The sequence below is a fragment of the Citrobacter sp. Cm038 genome (assembly GCF_030333105.1).
Classification (GTDB): domain Bacteria; phylum Pseudomonadota; class Gammaproteobacteria; order Enterobacterales; family Enterobacteriaceae; genus Citrobacter; species Citrobacter murliniae.
In genome coordinates, this window is the sequence record NZ_JAOWGO010000025.1 from 255,654 (window position 1) to 274,709 (window position 19,056).

13 protein-coding genes and 1 pseudogene are annotated in these 19,056 nt (G+C 51.9%); 13 read left to right on the forward strand and 1 reads right to left on the reverse strand.

The window, feature by feature from the left end; genetic code table 11:
- Positions 1–112 precede the first annotated feature (112 nt).
- The 9 genes from rpsA (at position 113) to OGY01_RS20780 (ending at position 10,758) form a co-directional block, all read left to right on the forward strand.
- Positions 113–1,786 (forward strand): 30S ribosomal protein S1, encoded by a 1,674-nt coding sequence (rpsA, locus tag OGY01_RS20740; protein ID WP_045441262.1) that lies wholly within the window; start codon positions 113–115, stop codon positions 1,784–1,786.
- 161 nt (positions 1,787–1,947) lie between these two features.
- Positions 1,948–2,232: an integration host factor subunit beta gene (ihfB, locus tag OGY01_RS20745; protein ID WP_003035780.1), complete on the forward strand. Its 285-nt coding sequence runs from the start codon at positions 1,948–1,950 to the stop codon at positions 2,230–2,232.
- 204 nt (positions 2,233–2,436) lie between these two features.
- Positions 2,437–4,701, forward strand: coding sequence for a ComEC family protein (locus OGY01_RS20750; protein WP_286493611.1), 2,265 nt, complete (start codon positions 2,437–2,439; stop codon positions 4,699–4,701).
- A 36-nt stretch (positions 4,702–4,737) separates the two neighbouring features.
- Positions 4,738–6,486, forward strand: a complete 1,749-nt coding sequence (msbA, locus tag OGY01_RS20755) for a lipid A ABC transporter ATP-binding protein/permease MsbA (protein WP_048221756.1) — start codon at positions 4,738–4,740, stop codon at positions 6,484–6,486.
- A complete protein-coding gene (gene lpxK, locus OGY01_RS20760; RefSeq protein ID WP_048221755.1) occupies positions 6,483–7,460 on the forward strand; it encodes a tetraacyldisaccharide 4'-kinase in 978 nt (325 codons plus the stop codon). The genes msbA and lpxK overlap by 4 nt, the downstream gene beginning before the upstream one ends.
- 41 nt (positions 7,461–7,501) lie before the next feature.
- A complete protein-coding gene (locus tag OGY01_RS20765; RefSeq protein WP_200010750.1) occupies positions 7,502–8,734 on the forward strand; it encodes a winged helix-turn-helix domain-containing protein in 1,233 nt (410 codons plus the stop codon).
- A 51-nt stretch (positions 8,735–8,785) separates the two neighbouring features.
- Complete coding sequence (gene ycaR / locus OGY01_RS20770; protein ID WP_045441267.1) at positions 8,786–8,968, forward strand: protein YcaR; 183 nt, start codon at positions 8,786–8,788, stop codon at positions 8,966–8,968.
- Entirely contained in the window at positions 8,965–9,711 is a 747-nt protein-coding gene (kdsB, locus tag OGY01_RS20775; protein ID WP_045441268.1) for a 3-deoxy-manno-octulosonate cytidylyltransferase, read from the forward strand. Before ycaR ends, kdsB begins: the two co-directional genes overlap by 4 nt.
- Before the next feature lie 153 nt (positions 9,712–9,864).
- On the forward strand, positions 9,865–10,758 hold the full coding sequence (locus tag OGY01_RS20780) for a YcbJ family phosphotransferase (protein WP_045441269.1): 894 nt from the start codon (positions 9,865–9,867) through the stop codon (positions 10,756–10,758).
- On the opposite strand, the gene elyC is transcribed toward OGY01_RS20780, so the two are convergent.
- Positions 10,735–11,514 (reverse strand): envelope biogenesis factor ElyC, encoded by a 780-nt coding sequence (gene elyC, locus OGY01_RS20785; protein ID WP_045441270.1) that lies wholly within the window; start codon positions 11,512–11,514, stop codon positions 10,735–10,737. The two genes, OGY01_RS20780 and elyC, sit on opposite strands and share 24 nt — an antisense overlap.
- A 135-nt stretch (positions 11,515–11,649) precedes the next feature.
- Here elyC and cmoM point away from each other — a divergent pair.
- From cmoM to mukB, 4 genes and pseudogenes are all read left to right on the forward strand, one after another.
- A pseudogene (gene cmoM, locus OGY01_RS20790) lies at positions 11,650–12,440 on the forward strand (tRNA uridine 5-oxyacetic acid(34) methyltransferase CmoM).
- Entirely contained in the window at positions 12,433–13,755 is a 1,323-nt protein-coding gene (mukF, locus tag OGY01_RS20795; RefSeq protein WP_045441272.1) for a chromosome partition protein MukF, read from the forward strand. Before cmoM ends, mukF begins: the two are co-directional and overlap by 8 nt.
- Positions 13,736–14,440 carry a chromosome partition protein MukE gene (mukE, locus tag OGY01_RS20800; RefSeq protein WP_045441273.1) on the forward strand — a complete coding sequence of 235 codons (705 nt, stop codon included), beginning with the start codon at positions 13,736–13,738 and terminating at the stop codon, positions 14,438–14,440. The genes mukF and mukE overlap by 20 nt, the downstream gene beginning before the upstream one ends.
- Entirely contained in the window at positions 14,440–18,900 is a 4,461-nt protein-coding gene (gene mukB / locus OGY01_RS20805) for a chromosome partition protein MukB (RefSeq protein WP_286493614.1), read from the forward strand. Before mukE ends, mukB begins: the two co-directional genes overlap by 1 nt.
- The last annotated feature ends 156 nt before the right edge of the window (positions 18,901–19,056 follow it).

Below are 19,056 nucleotides of genomic sequence, written 5' to 3' on the forward strand. Positions count from 1 at the left end.
TGCGACCGAATTTGCAGTACCCCCGTTGCAATGGAATGACAGCGGGTATGTTAAACAACCCCATCCGGCATGGAGCCAGGTGGACGTTAAATATGAAACCTGAAGATTAAACATGACTGAATCTTTTGCTCAACTGTTTGAAGAATCCTTAAAAGAAATCGAAACCCGTCCGGGTTCCATCGTTCGTGGTGTTGTTGTTGCTATCGACAAAGATATCGTACTGGTTGATGCCGGTCTGAAATCTGAGTCTGCCATTCCGGCAGAGCAGTTCAAAAATGCCCAGGGCGAGCTGGAAATCCAGGTTGGTGACGAAGTTGATGTTGCTCTGGATGCAGTAGAAGACGGCTTCGGTGAAACTCTGCTGTCCCGTGAAAAAGCTAAGCGTCATGAAGCTTGGATCACGCTGGAAAAAGCTTACGAAGAAGCTGCGACCGTTACTGGTGTTATCAATGGCAAAGTCAAGGGTGGCTTCACTGTTGAGCTGAATGGTATTCGCGCGTTCCTGCCGGGTTCCCTGGTAGACGTTCGTCCGGTCCGCGACACGCTGCACCTGGAAGGCAAAGAGCTTGAGTTCAAAGTAATCAAGCTGGATCAGAAGCGTAACAACGTTGTTGTTTCCCGTCGTGCCGTTATCGAATCCGAAAACAGCGCAGAACGCGATCAGCTGCTGGAAAACCTGCAGGAAGGCATGGAAGTTAAAGGTATCGTTAAGAACCTCACTGACTACGGTGCATTCGTTGATCTGGGTGGCGTTGACGGCCTGCTGCACATCACCGACATGGCATGGAAACGCGTTAAGCATCCGAGCGAAATCGTAAACGTTGGCGACGAAATCACTGTTAAAGTGCTGAAGTTCGACCGCGAGCGTACTCGTGTATCTCTGGGCCTGAAACAGCTGGGCGAAGATCCATGGGTAGCTATCGCTAAGCGTTATCCGGAAGGTACCAAACTGACTGGTCGCGTGACCAACCTGACCGACTACGGCTGCTTCGTTGAAATCGAAGAAGGCGTTGAAGGCCTGGTTCACGTTTCCGAAATGGATTGGACCAACAAAAACATCCACCCGTCCAAAGTTGTTAACGTTGGCGACGTAGTGGAAGTTATGGTTCTGGATATCGACGAAGAACGTCGTCGTATCTCCCTGGGTCTGAAGCAGTGCAAAAACAACCCATGGCAGCAGTTCGCGGAAACCCACAACAAGGGCGACCGTGTTGAAGGTAAAATCAAGTCTATCACTGACTTCGGTATCTTCATCGGCCTGGACGGCGGCATCGACGGCCTGGTTCACCTGTCTGACATCTCCTGGAACGTTGCAGGCGAAGAAGCAGTTCGTGAATACAAAAAAGGCGACGAAATCGCAGCAGTTGTTCTGCAGGTTGATGCAGAACGTGAGCGTATCTCTCTGGGCGTTAAACAGCTCGCAGAAGATCCGTTCAACAACTGGGTTGCACTGAACAAGAAAGGCGCAATCGTAAACGGTAAAGTGACTGCAGTTGACGCTAAAGGCGCAACCGTAGAACTGGCTGACGGCGTTGAAGGTTACCTGCGCGCTTCTGAGGCTTCACGTGACCGCGTTGAAGATGCAACTCTGGTTCTGAGCGTAGGCGACGACGTTGAAGCTAAATTCACCGGCGTTGATCGTAAGAACCGTGCAATCAGCCTGTCTGTTCGTGCTAAAGACGAAGCTGATGAGAAAGATGCAATCGCAACTGTTAACAAACAGGAAGATGCAAACTTCTCCAACAACGCAATGGCTGAAGCTTTCAAAGCAGCTAAAGGCGAGTAATATCGAGTACTCTCTCATTCCTTTGTGCTATCAACAGCACAAAGGGTGACGAGTAGCTTGACAGATGACAGGATTCGTCCTGTAATCAATGACAAAGGGCGGCTACGGCCGCCCTTAATCAATGCAGCAGCTAATTTTGCCTTTAAGGAACCGGAGGAATCATGACCAAGTCAGAATTGATTGAAAGACTTGCAACCCAGCAACCTCATATTCCCGCGAAAGCGGTTGAAGATGCAGTAAAAGAGATGCTGGAACATATGGCCTCGACTCTTGCGCAGGGCGAGCGTATTGAAATCCGCGGTTTCGGCAGTTTTTCTTTGCATTACCGCGCACCACGCACCGGACGTAATCCGAAGACTGGCGATAAAGTGGATCTGGAAGGGAAATATGTTCCGCACTTTAAACCGGGTAAAGAACTGCGCGATCGCGCCAATATTTACGGTTAAGTTTTAAAAGAAACTTAAGCGCGAAAAAGCACCTGAATGGGTGCTTTTTTCATTTTGACACCCATATTTGAATGCCTCCTCGCAGTTAATTTGCACGTTACATTTCCCATGTAAAAACCGCGGAACCCACCGCGTTTAACGGACAATTTTCACCAGACAACCGTTAAGCTGTACTGCACACTTCCGCCAACAGGGAGGTGTCTGATGAAAATAACAACGGTGAGTTTGTGTGCGTTGTGCGGCATGCTGCCACTTACGCTATTGCCAGTGCTGCCTGGAGCGCTGTATTTCAGTGGTCTGTTTTGTCTGGCATGTATGCTCTGTCTTATTCCTCGCAAATATCTGCAATACACCGGATTAACCCTGTTGTTCTTTCTCTGGGGAATACTGGCGGCGAAAGAAGCGATCTGGGCGAGTAATACGCTCCCTGCCAGGACCCAGCAGGCCATCGTCCAGATTACCAGTACGGACAATAAGACGACACACTACGGGAAAATAACGCACCTTCAGGGACGCCGGATATTTCCAGCAGTGGGGATCGTGCTGTACGGACAGTATTTACCCGGCGATGTTTGTGCGGGCCAGCAATGGGATATGACGCTCAAGGTTCGTGCGGTACATGGGCAGTTGAATGAAGGTGGATTTGATAGCCAGCGTTATGCGCTAGCACAGCATCAGGTGCTGACTGGGCGTTTTCTGCAGGCCACGGTTATCATGCCAAAATGCAGTTTGCGTGCTCGTTACCTCTCTTCACTCAATACCGCTCTGGCCACGTATCCCTGGCAGCAGGTCATACTGGGCCTGGGAATGGGGGAACGATTATCCGTTTCGCAAGAGGTGAAAACCATAATGCGTGATACCGGCACTGCACATTTGATGGCCATTTCCGGGCTGCACATTGCTTTTGCCGCACTACTGGTCGGCGGGGTGATACGCGGCGGACAATTTTTTATGCCGACACGATGGCTCCACTGGCAGGTACCGCTGGTTGGCGGAATAGCCAGTGCGGCATTCTATGCATGGCTAACGGGTTTACAACCTCCTGCATTACGTACGGTGGTTGCACTGATTGTGTGGGGAGCGCTTCAATTAAGTGGTAGGCAGTGGAATGGGTGGTCGGTCTGGGTATGTTGCCTGGCCGCCATCGTACTGGTGGATCCAGTCAGTATTCTTTCTCAGAGCCTGTGGTTATCGGCTTTTGCTGTTGCGGCACTGATATTCTGGTATCAGTGGGTTCCAGTGTCGGATCGACCGCTATCCCGTGTCGGACATGTAATCCTGGCGCTGATCCATCTTCAGTTGGGTATTACCGTTCTGTTGATGCCTGTGCAAATCGCTTTTTTTCACGGCATCAGCCTGACATCTTTTCTGGCTAATTTATTTGCCGTCCCGCTGGTTACGTTCGTTTCCGTCCCGCTGATACTCGCCGCAATGATTGTGCATTTAACCGGTCTGGTGATGCTCGAATCGGGACTATGGTATTTGGCTGACCGTTCTCTGGCGCTTCTATTCTGGACGCTCAACAAGCTGCCAGAAGGGTGGGTTAACATTGATGAACGCTGGCAATGGCTAGCATTATCTCCTTGGTTGATGCTTATCGCATGGCGGCTGAATATCTGGCGTACCCTGCCGATAGTCTGTATTTCTGGACTGTTTTTGCTGAGCGTGCCGCTCTGGATAACGCCGCGAAATGACGTATGGCAGGTGCATATGCTGGATGTCGGGCGGGGGCTGGCGATGGTGATTACCCGTAATGGGAAGGCGATACTTTATGATACCGGTCTGGCCTGGCCGGAAGGCGACAGCGCGCAACAGCTCATTATTCCCTGGTTACGCTGGCACAACCTGGAACCGGAAGGGATTATTCTCAGTCATGAGCATATGGATCACCGGGGGGGATTACGCTCACTACAAAAGACCTGGCCATCTTTGTGGACAAGAAGTCCGTTGGGCTGGGAAGGGCATCTTCCTTGTTTTCGCGGGGAGAGGTGGCAATGGCAGGGTTTAACGTTTAGCGCACACTGGCCAATCAGAAGAAATAAAGAGCAGGGAAATAATCAATCCTGCGTGGTAAAAGTTGATGATGGAAATCACAGCATCCTTCTGACAGGTGATATTGAATCTTCTGCTGAACAAAAAATGCTAAGTCACTACTGGCAGCATCTTCGGTCTACTTTTATTCAAGTTCCGCATCATGGCAGTAATACCTCCTCATCATTAGCGCTGATTCAGCGGGTTGGCGGACAAGGCGCTTTAGCCTCAGCGTCACGCTACAATGCCTGGCGCCTGCCATCCAGGAAGGTGAAGCAGCGTTACCTGCAACAGGGTTATCAATGGCTGGATACACCTCATCAGGGACAAGTTACACTGGATTTTTATCAGAAAAGTTGGCGAGTACGCAGTTTAAGGGATCAGATTTTACCCCGTTGGTATCATCAGTGGTTTGGCGTGCCGGAGGATAACGGGTAGAATATGCGGCTATTCTAACAAATGCTGGTTTTTTGAATGCATAACGATAAAGATCTCTCTACGTGGCAGACATTTCGCCGACTATGGCCAACCATAGCGCCTTTTAAATCGGGTCTGATCGTGGCGGGTATAGCGTTAGTCCTTAACGCGGCCAGCGATACCTTCATGTTATCGCTCCTTAAGCCATTACTGGATGATGGTTTTGGTAAAACAGATCGCTCAGTGCTGCTGTGGATGCCGCTGGTGGTTATTGGGCTGATGATTGTACGTGGCTTAACCAGCTACGTCTCCAGCTACTGTATTTCATGGGTGTCAGGCAAAGTGGTTATGACCATGCGCCGCCGCCTGTTTGGTCATATGATGGGCATGCCCGTCGCCTTTTTTGATAAGCAGTCTACCGGTACGTTACTGTCACGTATTACCTATGATTCAGAGCAGGTGGCGTCTTCGTCTTCCGGCGCGTTGATCACCGTGGTGCGTGAAGGGGCCTCAATTATTGGCCTGTTTATCATGATGTTTTATTACAGCTGGCAGCTGTCATTAATCCTGATTGTGCTGGCCCCTATTGTATCAATTGCGATTCGTGTTGTTTCCAAGCGCTTTCGTAGCATCAGTAAAAACATGCAAAATACGATGGGGCAGGTTACAACCAGTGCAGAGCAAATGCTGAAAGGCCACAAAGAAGTTCTGATATTCGGTGGTCAGGAAGTTGAAACCAAGCGTTTTGATAAAGTCAGCAATAAGATGCGCTTGCAAGGCATGAAGATGGTTTCTGCATCTTCCATCTCCGATCCTATCATCCAGTTGATTGCCTCTTTGGCTCTGGCCTTCGTGTTATACGCAGCCAGTTTCCCAAGTGTGATGGAAAACCTGACTGCGGGGACAATTACGGTTGTCTTCTCCTCTATGATCGCCCTGATGCGTCCGCTGAAGTCTCTGACTAACGTCAACGCGCAGTTCCAGCGTGGTATGGCTGCATGCCAGACCTTGTTTACTATTCTGGATAGTGAACAAGAAAAAGACGAAGGTAAACGTGTGATTGAACGCGCTACCGGCGATCTGGAATTCCGTAATGTGACCTTTACCTATCCGGGTCGTGAAGTTCCAGCGTTGCGTAACATCAATCTGAATATCCCGGCGGGTAAAACCGTGGCGCTGGTAGGCCGTTCCGGTTCAGGAAAATCCACCATTGCGAGTCTGATTACGCGCTTCTACGACATTGATGAAGGGCAGATTCTGATGGACGGACACGATCTGCGTGAATACACCCTGGCGTCCTTACGCGATCAGGTGGCTCTGGTCTCGCAGAACGTACACCTGTTTAACGATACGGTTGCGAACAACATTGCCTACGCGCGCACAGATATGTACAGCCGGGAGCAGATTGAAAAAGCGGCGCAGATGGCTTATGCCATGGACTTCATCAACAAAATGGATGATGGTCTGGATACGGTGATTGGCGAGAACGGCGTCCTGCTGTCCGGCGGTCAACGCCAGCGTATCGCTATCGCCCGTGCTTTGCTGCGCGACAGCCCGATTTTGATCCTTGATGAGGCTACGTCAGCTCTGGATACAGAGTCCGAACGCGCAATTCAGGCTGCACTGGATGAGTTACAGAAAAACCGTACTTCACTGGTCATTGCTCACCGCCTTTCAACTATCGAACAAGCGGATGAAATCGTGGTGGTGGAAGACGGGCTGATTGTTGAGCGCGGCACCCATAGCGAACTGCTCGAACAGCGCGGTGTGTATGCACAACTGCACAAAATGCAATTTGGCCAATGATTGCGCGCATTTGGTCTGGTGAATCGCCGCTGTGGCGATTATTACTTCCGCTCTCCTGGCTCTACGGACTGGTGAGCGGAGGTATCCGCTTATGCTACACGTTGGGACTTAAACGTGCATGGCGCGCACCAGTGCCGGTTGTTGTTGTCGGAAACCTGACTGCGGGTGGCAATGGTAAAACGCCAGTGGTAATTTGGCTGGTTGAACAATTGCAGCAACGCGGCATTCGCGTGGGCGTTGTTTCTCGTGGCTATGGCGGGAAAGCACAGGCTTATCCGCTTTTACTGACAACAGAGACGACCACGGCAGAAGCGGGTGATGAACCTGTGCTGATCTTCCAGCGTACCGGTGTGCCAGTGGCTGTCTCTCCGGTAAGAGCGGATGCGGTAAAAGCCATTCTTGCCCGGCACGACGTGCAGATTATTGTTACCGATGATGGGTTACAGCACTATCGTCTGGCGCGTGATGTTGAAATTGTAGTGATTGACGGTGAACGTCGGTTCGGTAATGGTTGGTGGCTTCCGGCTGGTCCAATGCGTGAGCGTGCCGGACGCCTTAAATCAGTTGACGCGACGATCGTCAATGGTGGCACTCCATTGCCCGGGGAAATTCCCATGTGCCTTGAGCCAGGCCTGGCCGTTAATTTACGTACAGGTGAGCGGCGTAATGTAGCGCAGCTACCCAATATTGTTGCCATGGCGGGTATTGGTCATCCCCCCCGTTTTTTTGCCACACTTGAGGCATGCGGCGCCCGTCCGCAGAAGTGTATCGCGCTGGCAGACCACCAGTCTCTGACCTACAGTGACGTCAGCGTGTTGTCAGGTGAAGACCAAACGCTTGTCATGACGGAGAAAGACGCAGTTAAATGTCGCGCTTTTGCCGATGACAACTGGTGGTACTTACCCGTTGATGCTCATCTGTCGGGTGAACAACCTGGTGTCTTACTCGATAAGTTAACCTCGCTGACTCGCTAACAGATTCAAGCCGCGGCAGCGAATCATTTATGAGGTCATAAATGTCGTTGCCGCACCTTTCTTTGAAGGATGCCCGTCATCTTCACCTTGCTGCACAAGGTTTACTGAAAAAAACTCGTCGCCGGGCAACCTCTGCTGACATTCTCGCGACCATTTCGCAAATGTCCTTACTCCAAATCGATACTATCAATATTGTGGCGCGCAGCCCTTACCTGGTGCTGTTTAGCCGTTTGGGTGACTATTCGCCGCAATGGCTCGATGAATCATTACTGTGCGGTGAGCTGATGGAATACTGGGCACATGAGGCCTGCTTCCTGCCGCGTAGCGACTTTATGCTGATACGGCATCGCATGCTGGCTCCTGAGAAAATGGGCTGGAAGTACAAAGCAGAGTGGATGAAAGAGCATGCCCATGAGATTGAACAACTGTTACAGCATATCCAGCATAACGGACCAGTAAGATCCGCGGATTTTGAGCACCCGCGTAAGGGAACCAGCGGTTGGTGGGAATGGAAACCGCATAAGCGTCATCTTGAAGGACTTTTCACCGCCGGGAAGGTGATGGTGGTGGAGCGGCGTAATTTCCAGCGAGTCTATGATTTAACGCATCGCGTCATGCCGCACTGGGATGATGATCGTGACCTTCTCTCAAAGGCTGAAGCGGAAATAGTCATGCTTGATAACAGCGCCCGCAGCCTCGGTATTTTTCGTGAGCAGTGGCTGGCAGACTATTACCGCTTGCAGCGTCCGGCGTTAAAAACCTGGTGTGAAGTACGGGCAGAGCAACAACGAATTATTCCTGTAGATGTTGAAGGCCTGGGAACTCTGTGGCTCCATAGCGACCTGCAACCACTTCTTGAGCAGGCACTGGCGGGTAAGTTAACAGCGACCCATACTACGGTTTTATCGCCATTTGATCCGGTGGTTTGGGATCGTAAACGGGCTGAACAGCTGTTCGATTTTAGCTACCGGCTGGAATGCTACACGCCAGCACCGAAACGTCAGTATGGCTATTTTGTCTTGCCCCTACTGCATCGGGGACAGTTGGTTGGGCGTATGGATGCCAAAATGCACCGAAAAACAGGCGTGCTGGAGGTCATTTCTCTTTGGCTGCAGGATGAGGCCAAACCTGGGGTTACCTTGCAAAAAGGATTGTTCCAGGCGATCGATGATTTCGCTCGCTGGCAGCAGGCTGTGCGAGTCACGATAGGCAGGTGTCCTGACGGTTTATTTACTGACTTGCGTCAGGGCTGGGAAATAGACCCAGCCCAGTAAGCGATTATGTTAATATTTACGTATTCACAATCCGGTCCATCTGGAGGAACTATGGATCATCGTCTGCTTGAAATCATTGCCTGCCCGGTATGCAATGGCAAACTCTGGTACAACCAGGAAAAACAAGAACTGATTTGCAAACTGGATAACCTTGCTTTCCCACTGCGAGAGGGAATTCCCGTGTTGCTGGAAACGGAAGCTCGTGTCCTGACTGCTGATGAGAGTAAATCATGAGTTTTGTGGTCATTATTCCTGCGCGTTATGCGTCCACACGTCTGCCTGGTAAGCCGCTGCTGGATATTAACGGTAAGCCGATGATAGTACATGTGCTGGAGCGTGCGCGTGAATCTGGCGCTGAACGTATTATTGTTGCTACCGATCATGAAGATGTTGCGCGTGCTGTAGAAGCCGTTGGTGGCGAGGTGTGCATGACCCGCGCCGATCACCAGTCTGGTACGGAACGCCTGGCTGAAGTTGTCGAAAAATGTGGTTTTAGCGACGATACCGTCATTGTGAACGTTCAGGGTGATGAGCCGATGATCCCGGCGGTTATTATTCGTCAGGTAGCCGAGAATCTGGCGCAACGACAGGTCGGCATGGCGACGCTTGCAGTCCCCATTCACAGCGCGGAAGAGGCGTTTAATCCGAATGCGGTGAAAGTAGTGTTGGATGCTGAAGGGTATGCGCTTTACTTTTCCCGGGCGACAATTCCCTGGGATCGTGACCGTTTTGCAAAAAGCCTGGAAACCGTAGGTAATACTTTTCTGCGCCATCTGGGGATTTACGGTTATCGCGCGGGCTTTATTCGTCGCTATGTGAACTGGCAACCTAGCCCGCTTGAACAGATTGAAATGCTGGAGCAGCTTCGTGTGCTTTGGTATGGAGAAAAAATTCATGTTGCCGTCGCCAAAGAAGTGCCGGGGACAGGGGTTGATACGGCCGAAGATCTTGAGCGCGTCCGCGTCGAAATGCGTTAATCTTTTCACGGCACTCCACCCGTTTTTGGGAGGGGTGTCGTATCGTTACTCTTTTCCCGCCACTTTTCTTTTCATCAATTGATCTCATCCGGGTGACATCTGTCTATTCGACGCTCATTATGAAAGCAGTAGCATTTATGAGGGCAATCTGAAATGGAACAGTTGCGTGCCGAACTCAGCCATCTGCTGGGCGAAAAACTCAGTCGTATAGAATGCGTGAACGAAAAAGTAGATACGGCGCTGTGGTCACTGTACGACAGCCAGGGAAATCCGATGCCGCTGATGGCCCGAAGTTTCACCACCCCGGGCATGGCACAGCAGTTGGCATGGAAAACTACCATGCTGGCGCGCAGTGGTACGGTACGTATGCCGGTCATTTATGGGGTATTAACCCACGAAGAACATCCCGGCCCTGACGTTCTGTTACTTGAACGCTTACGTGGCGTGCCAGTGGAAGCGCCCGCCCGAACGCCAGAACGCTGGGAACATTTAAAAGATCAGATCGTGGAAGGTTTGCTGTCATGGCATCGTCAGGATAGTCGAGGCTGTGTTGGCGCGGTGGATAACACGCAGGAAAATTTATGGCCATCCTGGTATCGCCAACGAGTTGAAGTGCTGTGGAGCACGTTAAACCAGTTCAACAATACCGGCCTTACAATGCAGGACAAACGGATTCTGTTTCGCACCCGTGAATGTTTGCCAGCGTTGTTTGAAGGCTTTAACGATAACTGCGTTCTGATCCACGGTAATTTCAGCTTACGCAGTATGCTCAAAGATGCCCGTAGCGATCAGCTTCTGGCAATGGTGGGGCCTGGTTTGATGCTATGGGCGCCAAGAGAGTATGAGCTGTTTCGACTAATGGATAATGCCCTGGCGGAAAGCCTGCTCTGGCAGTATCTGCAACGCGCGCCAGTGGCAGAGTCGTTTATCTGGCGGCGCTGGTTGTACGTATTGTGGGATGAGGTTGCGCAACTGGTTAATACCGGTCGTTTTAACCGTTCCAATTTTGACCTGGCGACCAAATCACTGCTGCCCTGGCTCGCCTGACGAGCCTTTCAGCCACTGCCAGATCCTGCCCAGTGTTTCGTAACCGACGCGATCGCTATGCATAAGCCAGACGGGCGACGGAATGGCACGTTCCCACGGATTCAGCGGCGAGTCTATTGCCAACTGGTTGGCTGGTGCTGGCAGCGGATGCAGCCCGGCTTGTTGGAAGAAAATCATCGCTCGCGGTAAATGCGACGCAGAAGTCACCAGCAGGAAAGGCGCGTTGCCGATAGCCTGTTTTACCGCAGCAGCTTCTTCCTCGGTATCTTTTGGTGTATCCAGCGTAATAATGTTACTGCGAGGAACGCCCAGCGACTCGGCCACGCGCGCCCCCGCTTCTGCGGTACTGACGTTGTTGGTCTTCGCTGCTGCGCCGGTAAAGATCAGCTTTGATCCTGGATTGGCTTGCCACAGACGAATCCCCTCATTTAGCCGTGGAAGACTGTTATTGATCAGATTAGAACTCGGTGCCCACTGCGGGTTCCAGGTATAGCCCCCGCCCAGAACCACAATGTATTCCACTTTTTGCGTATCTTGCCAGGTGGGATATTTGTCCTCAATAGGTTTAAGCAGACTATCAGCAACCGGTTGCAAGCTGAGCAGTAACAGCGCGAGCCAGCTCAGGCTGATGAACACTTTCCCTGTTTTCTGAAAGCGACTAAACCAGACCAGCGCTAGCCCTGTGCCCATAACAATTAGCATCAATGGAAGCGGCAGCATCATACCGCCAATCACTTTCTTCAGCGTAAAAAGCATCCTTTTTGGTTCCTTTTTTAACCATACAGCAGGGGATCTGCAGGGATATTACACCAGGAAGGTTCATTCTCGGCGTGGGTGTGACAAAATAGCGGTTTTACTTAGTCACCCTAAAGCCAGTATGTGGAGAGCCCGATGCGGGATCGCAATTTTGATGACATTGCAGAGAAGTTTTCCCGTAACATTTACGGTACCACCAAAGGTCAACTGAGACAGGCTATTCTTTGGCAGGATCTGGATCGCTTACTGACGACGTTTGGTGGGCAAAAACTACACATTCTGGACGCCGGCGGTGGTGAAGGACAGACGGCCATCAAAATGGCTGAATGTGGGCATTTCGTGACATTATGCGATCTGTCCGGCGAGATGATTGCCCGTGCGCAACAGGCGGCAGAGGCAAAAGGTGTGAGCGGAAACATGCATTTTATACAATGCGCCGCTCAGGACGTTGCTTCGCATTTGGAAAGCCCGGTTGATCTGATATTGTTTCATGCTGTGCTGGAGTGGGTGGCTGAACCGGTCAGCATGCTGCAGACTCTGTGGTCGGTATTACGTCCCGGCGGCGCGCTGTCGTTAATGTTCTACAATGCTAACGGTCTGTTGATGCATAACATGGTCGCAGGGAATTTTGACTATGTGCAGGTTGGGATGCCAAAACGTAAAAAACGTACGCTTTCACCAGACTACCCGCGTGATCCTCAGCAGGTTTACCAGTGGCTGGAGGATATCGGTTGGCAGATAACCGGTAAGACTGGCGTACGCGTGTTTCATGATTATCTGCGAGAAAAGCATAAACAGCGTGACGGTTATGAAATGTTACTTGAGTTAGAAACGCGCTATTGCCGCCAGGAGCCGTATATCAGCCTTGGTCGTTATATTCATGTCACCGCGCGCAAACCGCAGATGCAAGGATAACTTATGAGTGAATTTTCCCAGACAGTCCCCGAACTGGTTGCCTGGGCCAGAAAAAATGACTTCTCTATCTCTCTGCCGGTAGACAGACTTTCGTTCCTGTTGGCTGTGGCTACGCTAAACGGCGAACGACTGGACGGCGAGATGAGTGAAGGTGAACTGGTGGATGCGTTCCGCCATGTGAGTGATGCGTTTGAGCAAACCAGCGAAACCATCGGCGTTCGCGCCAACAACGCGATCAACGATATGGTACGTCAACGTCTGCTGAACCGCTTTACCAGCGAACAGGCGGAAGGGAACGCCATTTATCGTTTGACGCCGCTCGGGATTGGCATCACCGATTACTATATTCGCCAGCGAGAATTCTCCACATTGCGGCTGTCAATGCAGTTGTCGATTGTGGCAGGTGAGCTAAAGCGTGCAGCAGACGCGGCGGATGAAGGCGGCGATGAGTTCCACTGGCACCGCAACGTTTACGCTCCGCTGAAATACTCGGTAGCGGAAATTTTTGACAGCATCGATCTGACGCAGCGCATTATGGATGAGCAACAGCAACAGGTTAAAGATGACATTGCGCAATTGCTGAATAAAGACTGGCGGGCTGCAATTTCCAGCTGTGAAATGCTGCTGTCTGAAACTTCCGGTACGCTGCGTGAGTTGCAGGACACGCTGGAAGCGGCGGGTGATAAGCTACAGGCTAATCTGTTGCGTATTCAGGATGCCACGATGACGCATGACGACCTGCATTTCGTTGACCGTCTGGTATTTGACTTACAAAGCAAACTTGACCGAATTATTAGTTGGGGCCAGCAATCCATTGATTTGTGGATTGGCTACGATCGACACGTACATAAATTTATCCGCACCGCGATTGATATGGATAAAAACCGCGTCTTTGCCCAGCGCTTGCGCCAGTCTGTCCAGACATATTTTGACGATCCGTGGGCATTGACTTATGCCAATGCCGACCGATTGCTGGACATGCGTGACGAAGAGATGGTGTTGCGTGATGAAGAGGTTACCGGGGAGCTTCCGCCGGACCTGGAATATGAAGAATTTAACGAGATCCGCGAACAACTGGCGGCGATTATTGAAGAACAGTTGGCTATCTATAAATCCAGACAAACGCCACTGGATCTCGGTTTGGTAGTGCGCGAGTATCTGGCGCAATACCCACGTGCGCGTCACTTCGACGTAGCGCGTATTGTTATCGATCAGGCGGTACGCCTTGGCGTAGCGCAAGCAGATTTCACCGGACTGCCAGCCAAATGGCAGCCGATTAATGATTACGGAGCCAAGGTACAGGCGCATGTCATTGACAAATATTGAAAAAGTGATGCCGGTTAAGCTGGCGCAAGCGCTGGCGAATCCGTTATTTCCGGCGCTGGACAGCGCATTGCGTTCGGGTCGACACATTGGCCTGGATGAGCTGGACAATCATGCCTTCCTGATGGATTTTCAGGAATACTTTGAAGAGTTTTACAGCCGCTATAACGTGGAATTGATCCGTGCTCCGGAGGGTTTTTTCTACCTTCGTCCGCGTTCGACGACGCTCATTCCGCGTTCCGTCTTGTCTGAACTGGATATGATGGTGGGTAAAATTCTTTGTTATCTCTATCTCAGCCCGGAACGCCTGGCGAATGAAGGGATTTTTACCCAGCAGGAGCTGTATGACGAACTGCTGACGCTGGCTGACGAAGCAAAATTGCTCAGACTGGTGAATAACCGCTCTACGGGTTCGGACGTTGACCGCCAGAAGCTGCAGGAAAAGGTGCGTTCTTCTCTCAACCGCCTGCGTCGCTTAGGTATGGTGTGGTTTATGGGCCATGACAGCAGCAAATTCCGTATTACGGAATCTGTTTTCCGCTTTGGCGCGGATGTTCGCAGCGGCGACGATCCGCGCGAAGCGCAGCGTCGCTTAATTCGTGATGGTGAAGCGATGTCGGTCGAAAACCGCCTGCAACTCAATGATGAGCCAGAAGAGAATCAGCCGGACAGTGGAGAGGAAGAATAATGATTGAACGCGGTAAATTTCGCTCACTTACGCTGATTAACTGGAATGGTTTTTTTGCCCGTACGTTTGATCTCGATGAACTGGTTACCACCTTGTCGGGGGGTAACGGTGCGGGTAAATCCACTACCATGGCGGCGTTTGTTACGGCGTTAATCCCGGACTTAACCCTGCTGCATTTCCGTAACACCACGGAAGCCGGTGCGACCAGCGGTTCACGTGATAAAGGCCTGCACGGTAAGCTAAAAGCGGGTGTCTGCTACTCCATGCTCGATGTCCTCAACTCGCGTCATCAGCGCGTAGTCGTCGGCGTTCGTCTGCAACAGGTGGCCGGGCGCGACCGTAAAGTTGATATCAAGCCGTTTGCCATTCAGGGGCTGCCGATGTCGGTACAGCCAACCGAGCTGGTAACGGAAACGCTGAACGAGCGCCAGGCTCGCGTCCTGTCTCTTCCTGAGCTGAAAGAGAAGCTCGATGAGATGGAAGGCGTGCAGTTTAAGCAGTTCAACTCAATAACCGATTACCACTCACTGATGTTCGATTTGGGCATCATCGCCCGTCGTCTGCGCTCAGCTTCCGACCGTAGTAAATTCTATCGCCTGATCGAAGCTTCACTGTACGGCGGGATTTCCAGCGCCATTACCCGTTCACTGCGCGACTATCTGTTGCCAGAAAACGGCGGGGTGCGTAAAGCGTTCCAGGATATGGAAGCCGCATTGCGGGAAAACCGCATGACGCTGGAAGCAATACGCGTAACTCAGTCTGACCGCGACTTGTTTAAGCACCTGATCAGCGAGGCAACGAACTATGTGGCGGCGGACTATATGCGCCACGCCAACGAGCGTCGCATTCATCTGGATAAAGCGCTGGAATATCGTCGCGAGTTGTATACCTCGCGCAAACAGCTGGCGGCGGAACAGTACAAGCATGTCGAGATGGCGCGCGAGCTGGGCGAACATAACGGTGCGGAAGGCGACCTTGAAGCCGATTATCAGGCGGCCAGCGATCACCTGAATCTGGTGCAAACCGCGCTCCGGCAGCAGGAAAAAATCGAACGCTATGAAGCGGATCTCGAAGAGTTGCAGATCCGCCTCGAAGAACAAAATGAAGTGGTAGCGGAAGCCGCTGACCGCCAGGATGAAAATGAGGCTCGTGCGGAAGCCGCCGAACTGGAAGTGGATGAGCTGAAAAGCCAGCTTGCCGATTACCAGCAAGCGCTGGACGTTCAGCAAACACGAGCCATTCAGTACACCCAGGCGATTCAGGCGTTGAGCCGGGCTAAAGAGCTCTGCCATTTACCGGATCTGACGGCGGACAGCGCGGCGGAATGGCTGGAAACCTTCCAGGCAAAAGAGCAAGAAGCTACTGAAAAACTGCTGACGCTGGAACAGAAAATGAGTGTGGCGCAAACCGCGCACAGTCAGTTCGAACAGGCTTACCAGTTGGTAGTGGCGATCAACGGCCCACTGGCGCGCGGGGAAGCCTGGAGCGTTGCACGTGAATTGTTGCGTGAAGGTGTTGAGCAGCGTCATCTGGCGGAACAGGTTCAACCGCTGCGTATGCGCCTGGGTGAGCTGGAACAGCGCCTGCGCGAACAACAGGAAGCGGAACGTCTGCTGGCGGAGTTCTGTAAACGTCAGGGCAAACATTTCGATATTGATGAGCTGGAAGCCCTGCATCAGGAGCTGGAAGCTCGTATCGCTTCCTTGTCTGATAGCGTGTCGTCTGCCAGCGAACAGCGTATGACGCTGCGTCAGGAGCAGGAGCAACTGCAATCCCGCATTCAGCATTTAATGCAACGTGCTCCTGTCTGGCTGGCGGCGCAAAATAGCCTGAATCAGCTCAGCGAGCAGTGCGGCGAAGAGTTCACCTCCAGCCAGGAGGTTACTGAATATCTGCAACAACTGCTGGAACGCGAACGTGAAGCCATTGTTGAGCGTGATGAAGTCGGTGCGCGTAAAAACGCCGTCGATGAAGAGATTGAGCGCTTAAGCCAGCCGGGTGGTGCGGAAGATCAACGTCTGAATGCGCTGGCGGAACGCTTCGGCGGCGTGTTGCTGTCTGAAATCTATGACGACGTTAGCCTTGAAGATGCACCGTACTTCTCCGCGCTGTATGGTCCGTCACGCCATGCCATTGTTGTGCCGGATCTCTCACTCATCACCGGGCAACTCGAAGGACTGACAGATTGCCCGGAAGATCTCTATTTCATCGAAGGGGATCCGCAGTCGTTCGATGACAGCGTCTTCAGCGTGGATGAGCTGGAAAAAGCGGTGGTGGTGAAAACCGCTGAACGTCAGTGGCGTTATTCCCGCTTCCCGACAGTACCAATTTTTGGTCGTGCCGCGCGGGAGAGCCGCATTGAAACCCTGCATGCTGAACGTGAGGGGCTGTCCGAACGTTTCGCCACGCTCTCTTTTGACGTCCAGAAAACTCAGCGTTTGCATCAGGCGTTTAGCCGTTTTATCGGTAGCCATCTGTCGGTTGCGTTTGAAGCCGACCCGGAAGCGGAAATTCGTCAATTAAACAGCCGTCGTGTAGAACTGGAACGTGCGTTGACCAATCATGAAAATGATAACCAACAGCAGCGTATGCAGTTTGAACAGGCGAAAGAGGGCGTCTCTGCCCTGAACCGCCTGTTGCCGCGATTGAATCTGCTGGCAGATGATACGCTCGCCGATCGCGTGGACGAAATTCGCGAACGCCTGGATGAAGCCGAGGAAGCGGCACGCTTTGTTCAGCAGCATGGCAATCAACTGGTCAAACTGGAACCGATCGTTTCGGTTCTGCAAAATGACCCCGAGCAGTTTGAACAACTCAAAGAAGACTACGCGTATTCCCAGCAGGTACAGCGTGATGCACGTCAACAGGCTTTCGCGCTGACCGAAGTCGTACAGCGTCGGGCGCATTTTAGCTATTCTGACTCTGCTGAAATGCTTAACGGCAATAGCGATCTGAACGAGAAGCTACGCGAACGTCTGGAACATGCGGAAGCGGAGCGTACTCGCGCCCGTGAAGCGCTGCGCAGCCATGCTGCACAGTTGAGCCAGTACAGCCAGGTCATGGCCTCACTGAAAAGTTCCTACGACACCAAAAAAGAGCTGCTGAACGATTTACAACGCGAACTGCAGGATATCGGTGTTCGCGCTGACAGCGGCGCGGAAGAACGCGCGCGTATTCGTCGTGATGAACTGCATGCACAGTTGAGCAACAACCGTGCGCGCCGAAACCAGCTGGAAAAAGCGCTCACCTTCTGCGAAGCAGAGATGGATAACTTAACCCGCAGGTTGCGTAAGCTGGAGCGGGATTATCACGAAATGCGTGAGCAGGTAGTCACGGCGAAAGCCGGGTGGTGCGCGGTGATGCGGATGGTGAAAGATAACGGTGTTGAACGCCGTCTGCACCGTCGTGAACTGGCTTATCTTTCCGGTGATGAATTGCGTTCGATGTCGGATAAGGCGCTGGGGGCGTTGCGTCTGGCGGTGGCAGATAACGAACATTTGCGTGACGTGCTGCGCATGTCTGAAGATCCAAAACGGCCAGAACGTAAAATTCAGTTCTTTGTAGCGGTTTATCAGCATCTGCGCGAACGTATCCGTCAGGATATTATTCGTACCGACGATCCGGTTGAGGCCATCGAACAGATGGAAATTGAGCTGAGCCGCCTGACGGAAGAATTAACCTCCCGCGAACAGAAGCTGGCGATCAGCTCACGCAGCGTGGCGAACATCATCCGTAAGACTATCCAGCGCGAGCAAAACCGTATTCGTATGCTGAACCAGGGACTGCAAAGCGTATCGTTCGGTCAGGTGAACAGCGTTCGTCTGAACGTGAATGTGCGTGAAACGCATGCCACCTTGCTGGATGTACTTTCTGAGCAACATGAACAGCATCAGGATCTGTTTAACAGCAACCGTCTGACCTTCTCCGAAGCGCTGGCGAAGCTGTATCAGCGTCTTAATCCGCAGATAGACATGGGACAACGCACGCCGCAAACCATCGGTGAAGAACTACTGGACTACCGTAACTATCTGGAAATGGAAGTCGAAGTTAACCGTGGTTCCGACGGCTGGTTGCGTGCTGAATCCGGTGCTCTGTCAACGGGTGAAGCGATCGGAACCGGGATGTCGATTTTGGTGATGGTTGTGCAAAGCTGGGAAGATGAAGGCCGTAGGCTGCGCGGGAAAGATATTTCCCCATGTCGCCTGCTGTTCCTTGATGAAGCAGCCCGACTGGATGCGCGCTCTATCGCGACCCTGTTTGAGCTTTGCGAGAGGTTGCAGATGCAGCTTATTATCGCTGCGCCGGAAAACATCAGTCCTGAGAAAGGCACCACCTATAAACTGGTGCGTAAGGTCTTCCAGAATACCGAGCACGTTCATGTGGTTGGCCTGCGCGGATTTGCACCTCAGTTACCGGAGCCGCTGCCGGGAATCGAAGATGCCTCCTCGCAGGCAAGCTAAGTATAAGTAATAAAGCGGCCAAAAGGCCGCTTTATTCTTTTATGAAAACCCGGTTTGCTGGGTGAAATTTCTTTAAACTTCTTTACATTAGGTCAGGCAAAAAATTTTTGATGTTTATATACTGAAGGTAAGCCTGACGAGTAAACCAGGCTTGCT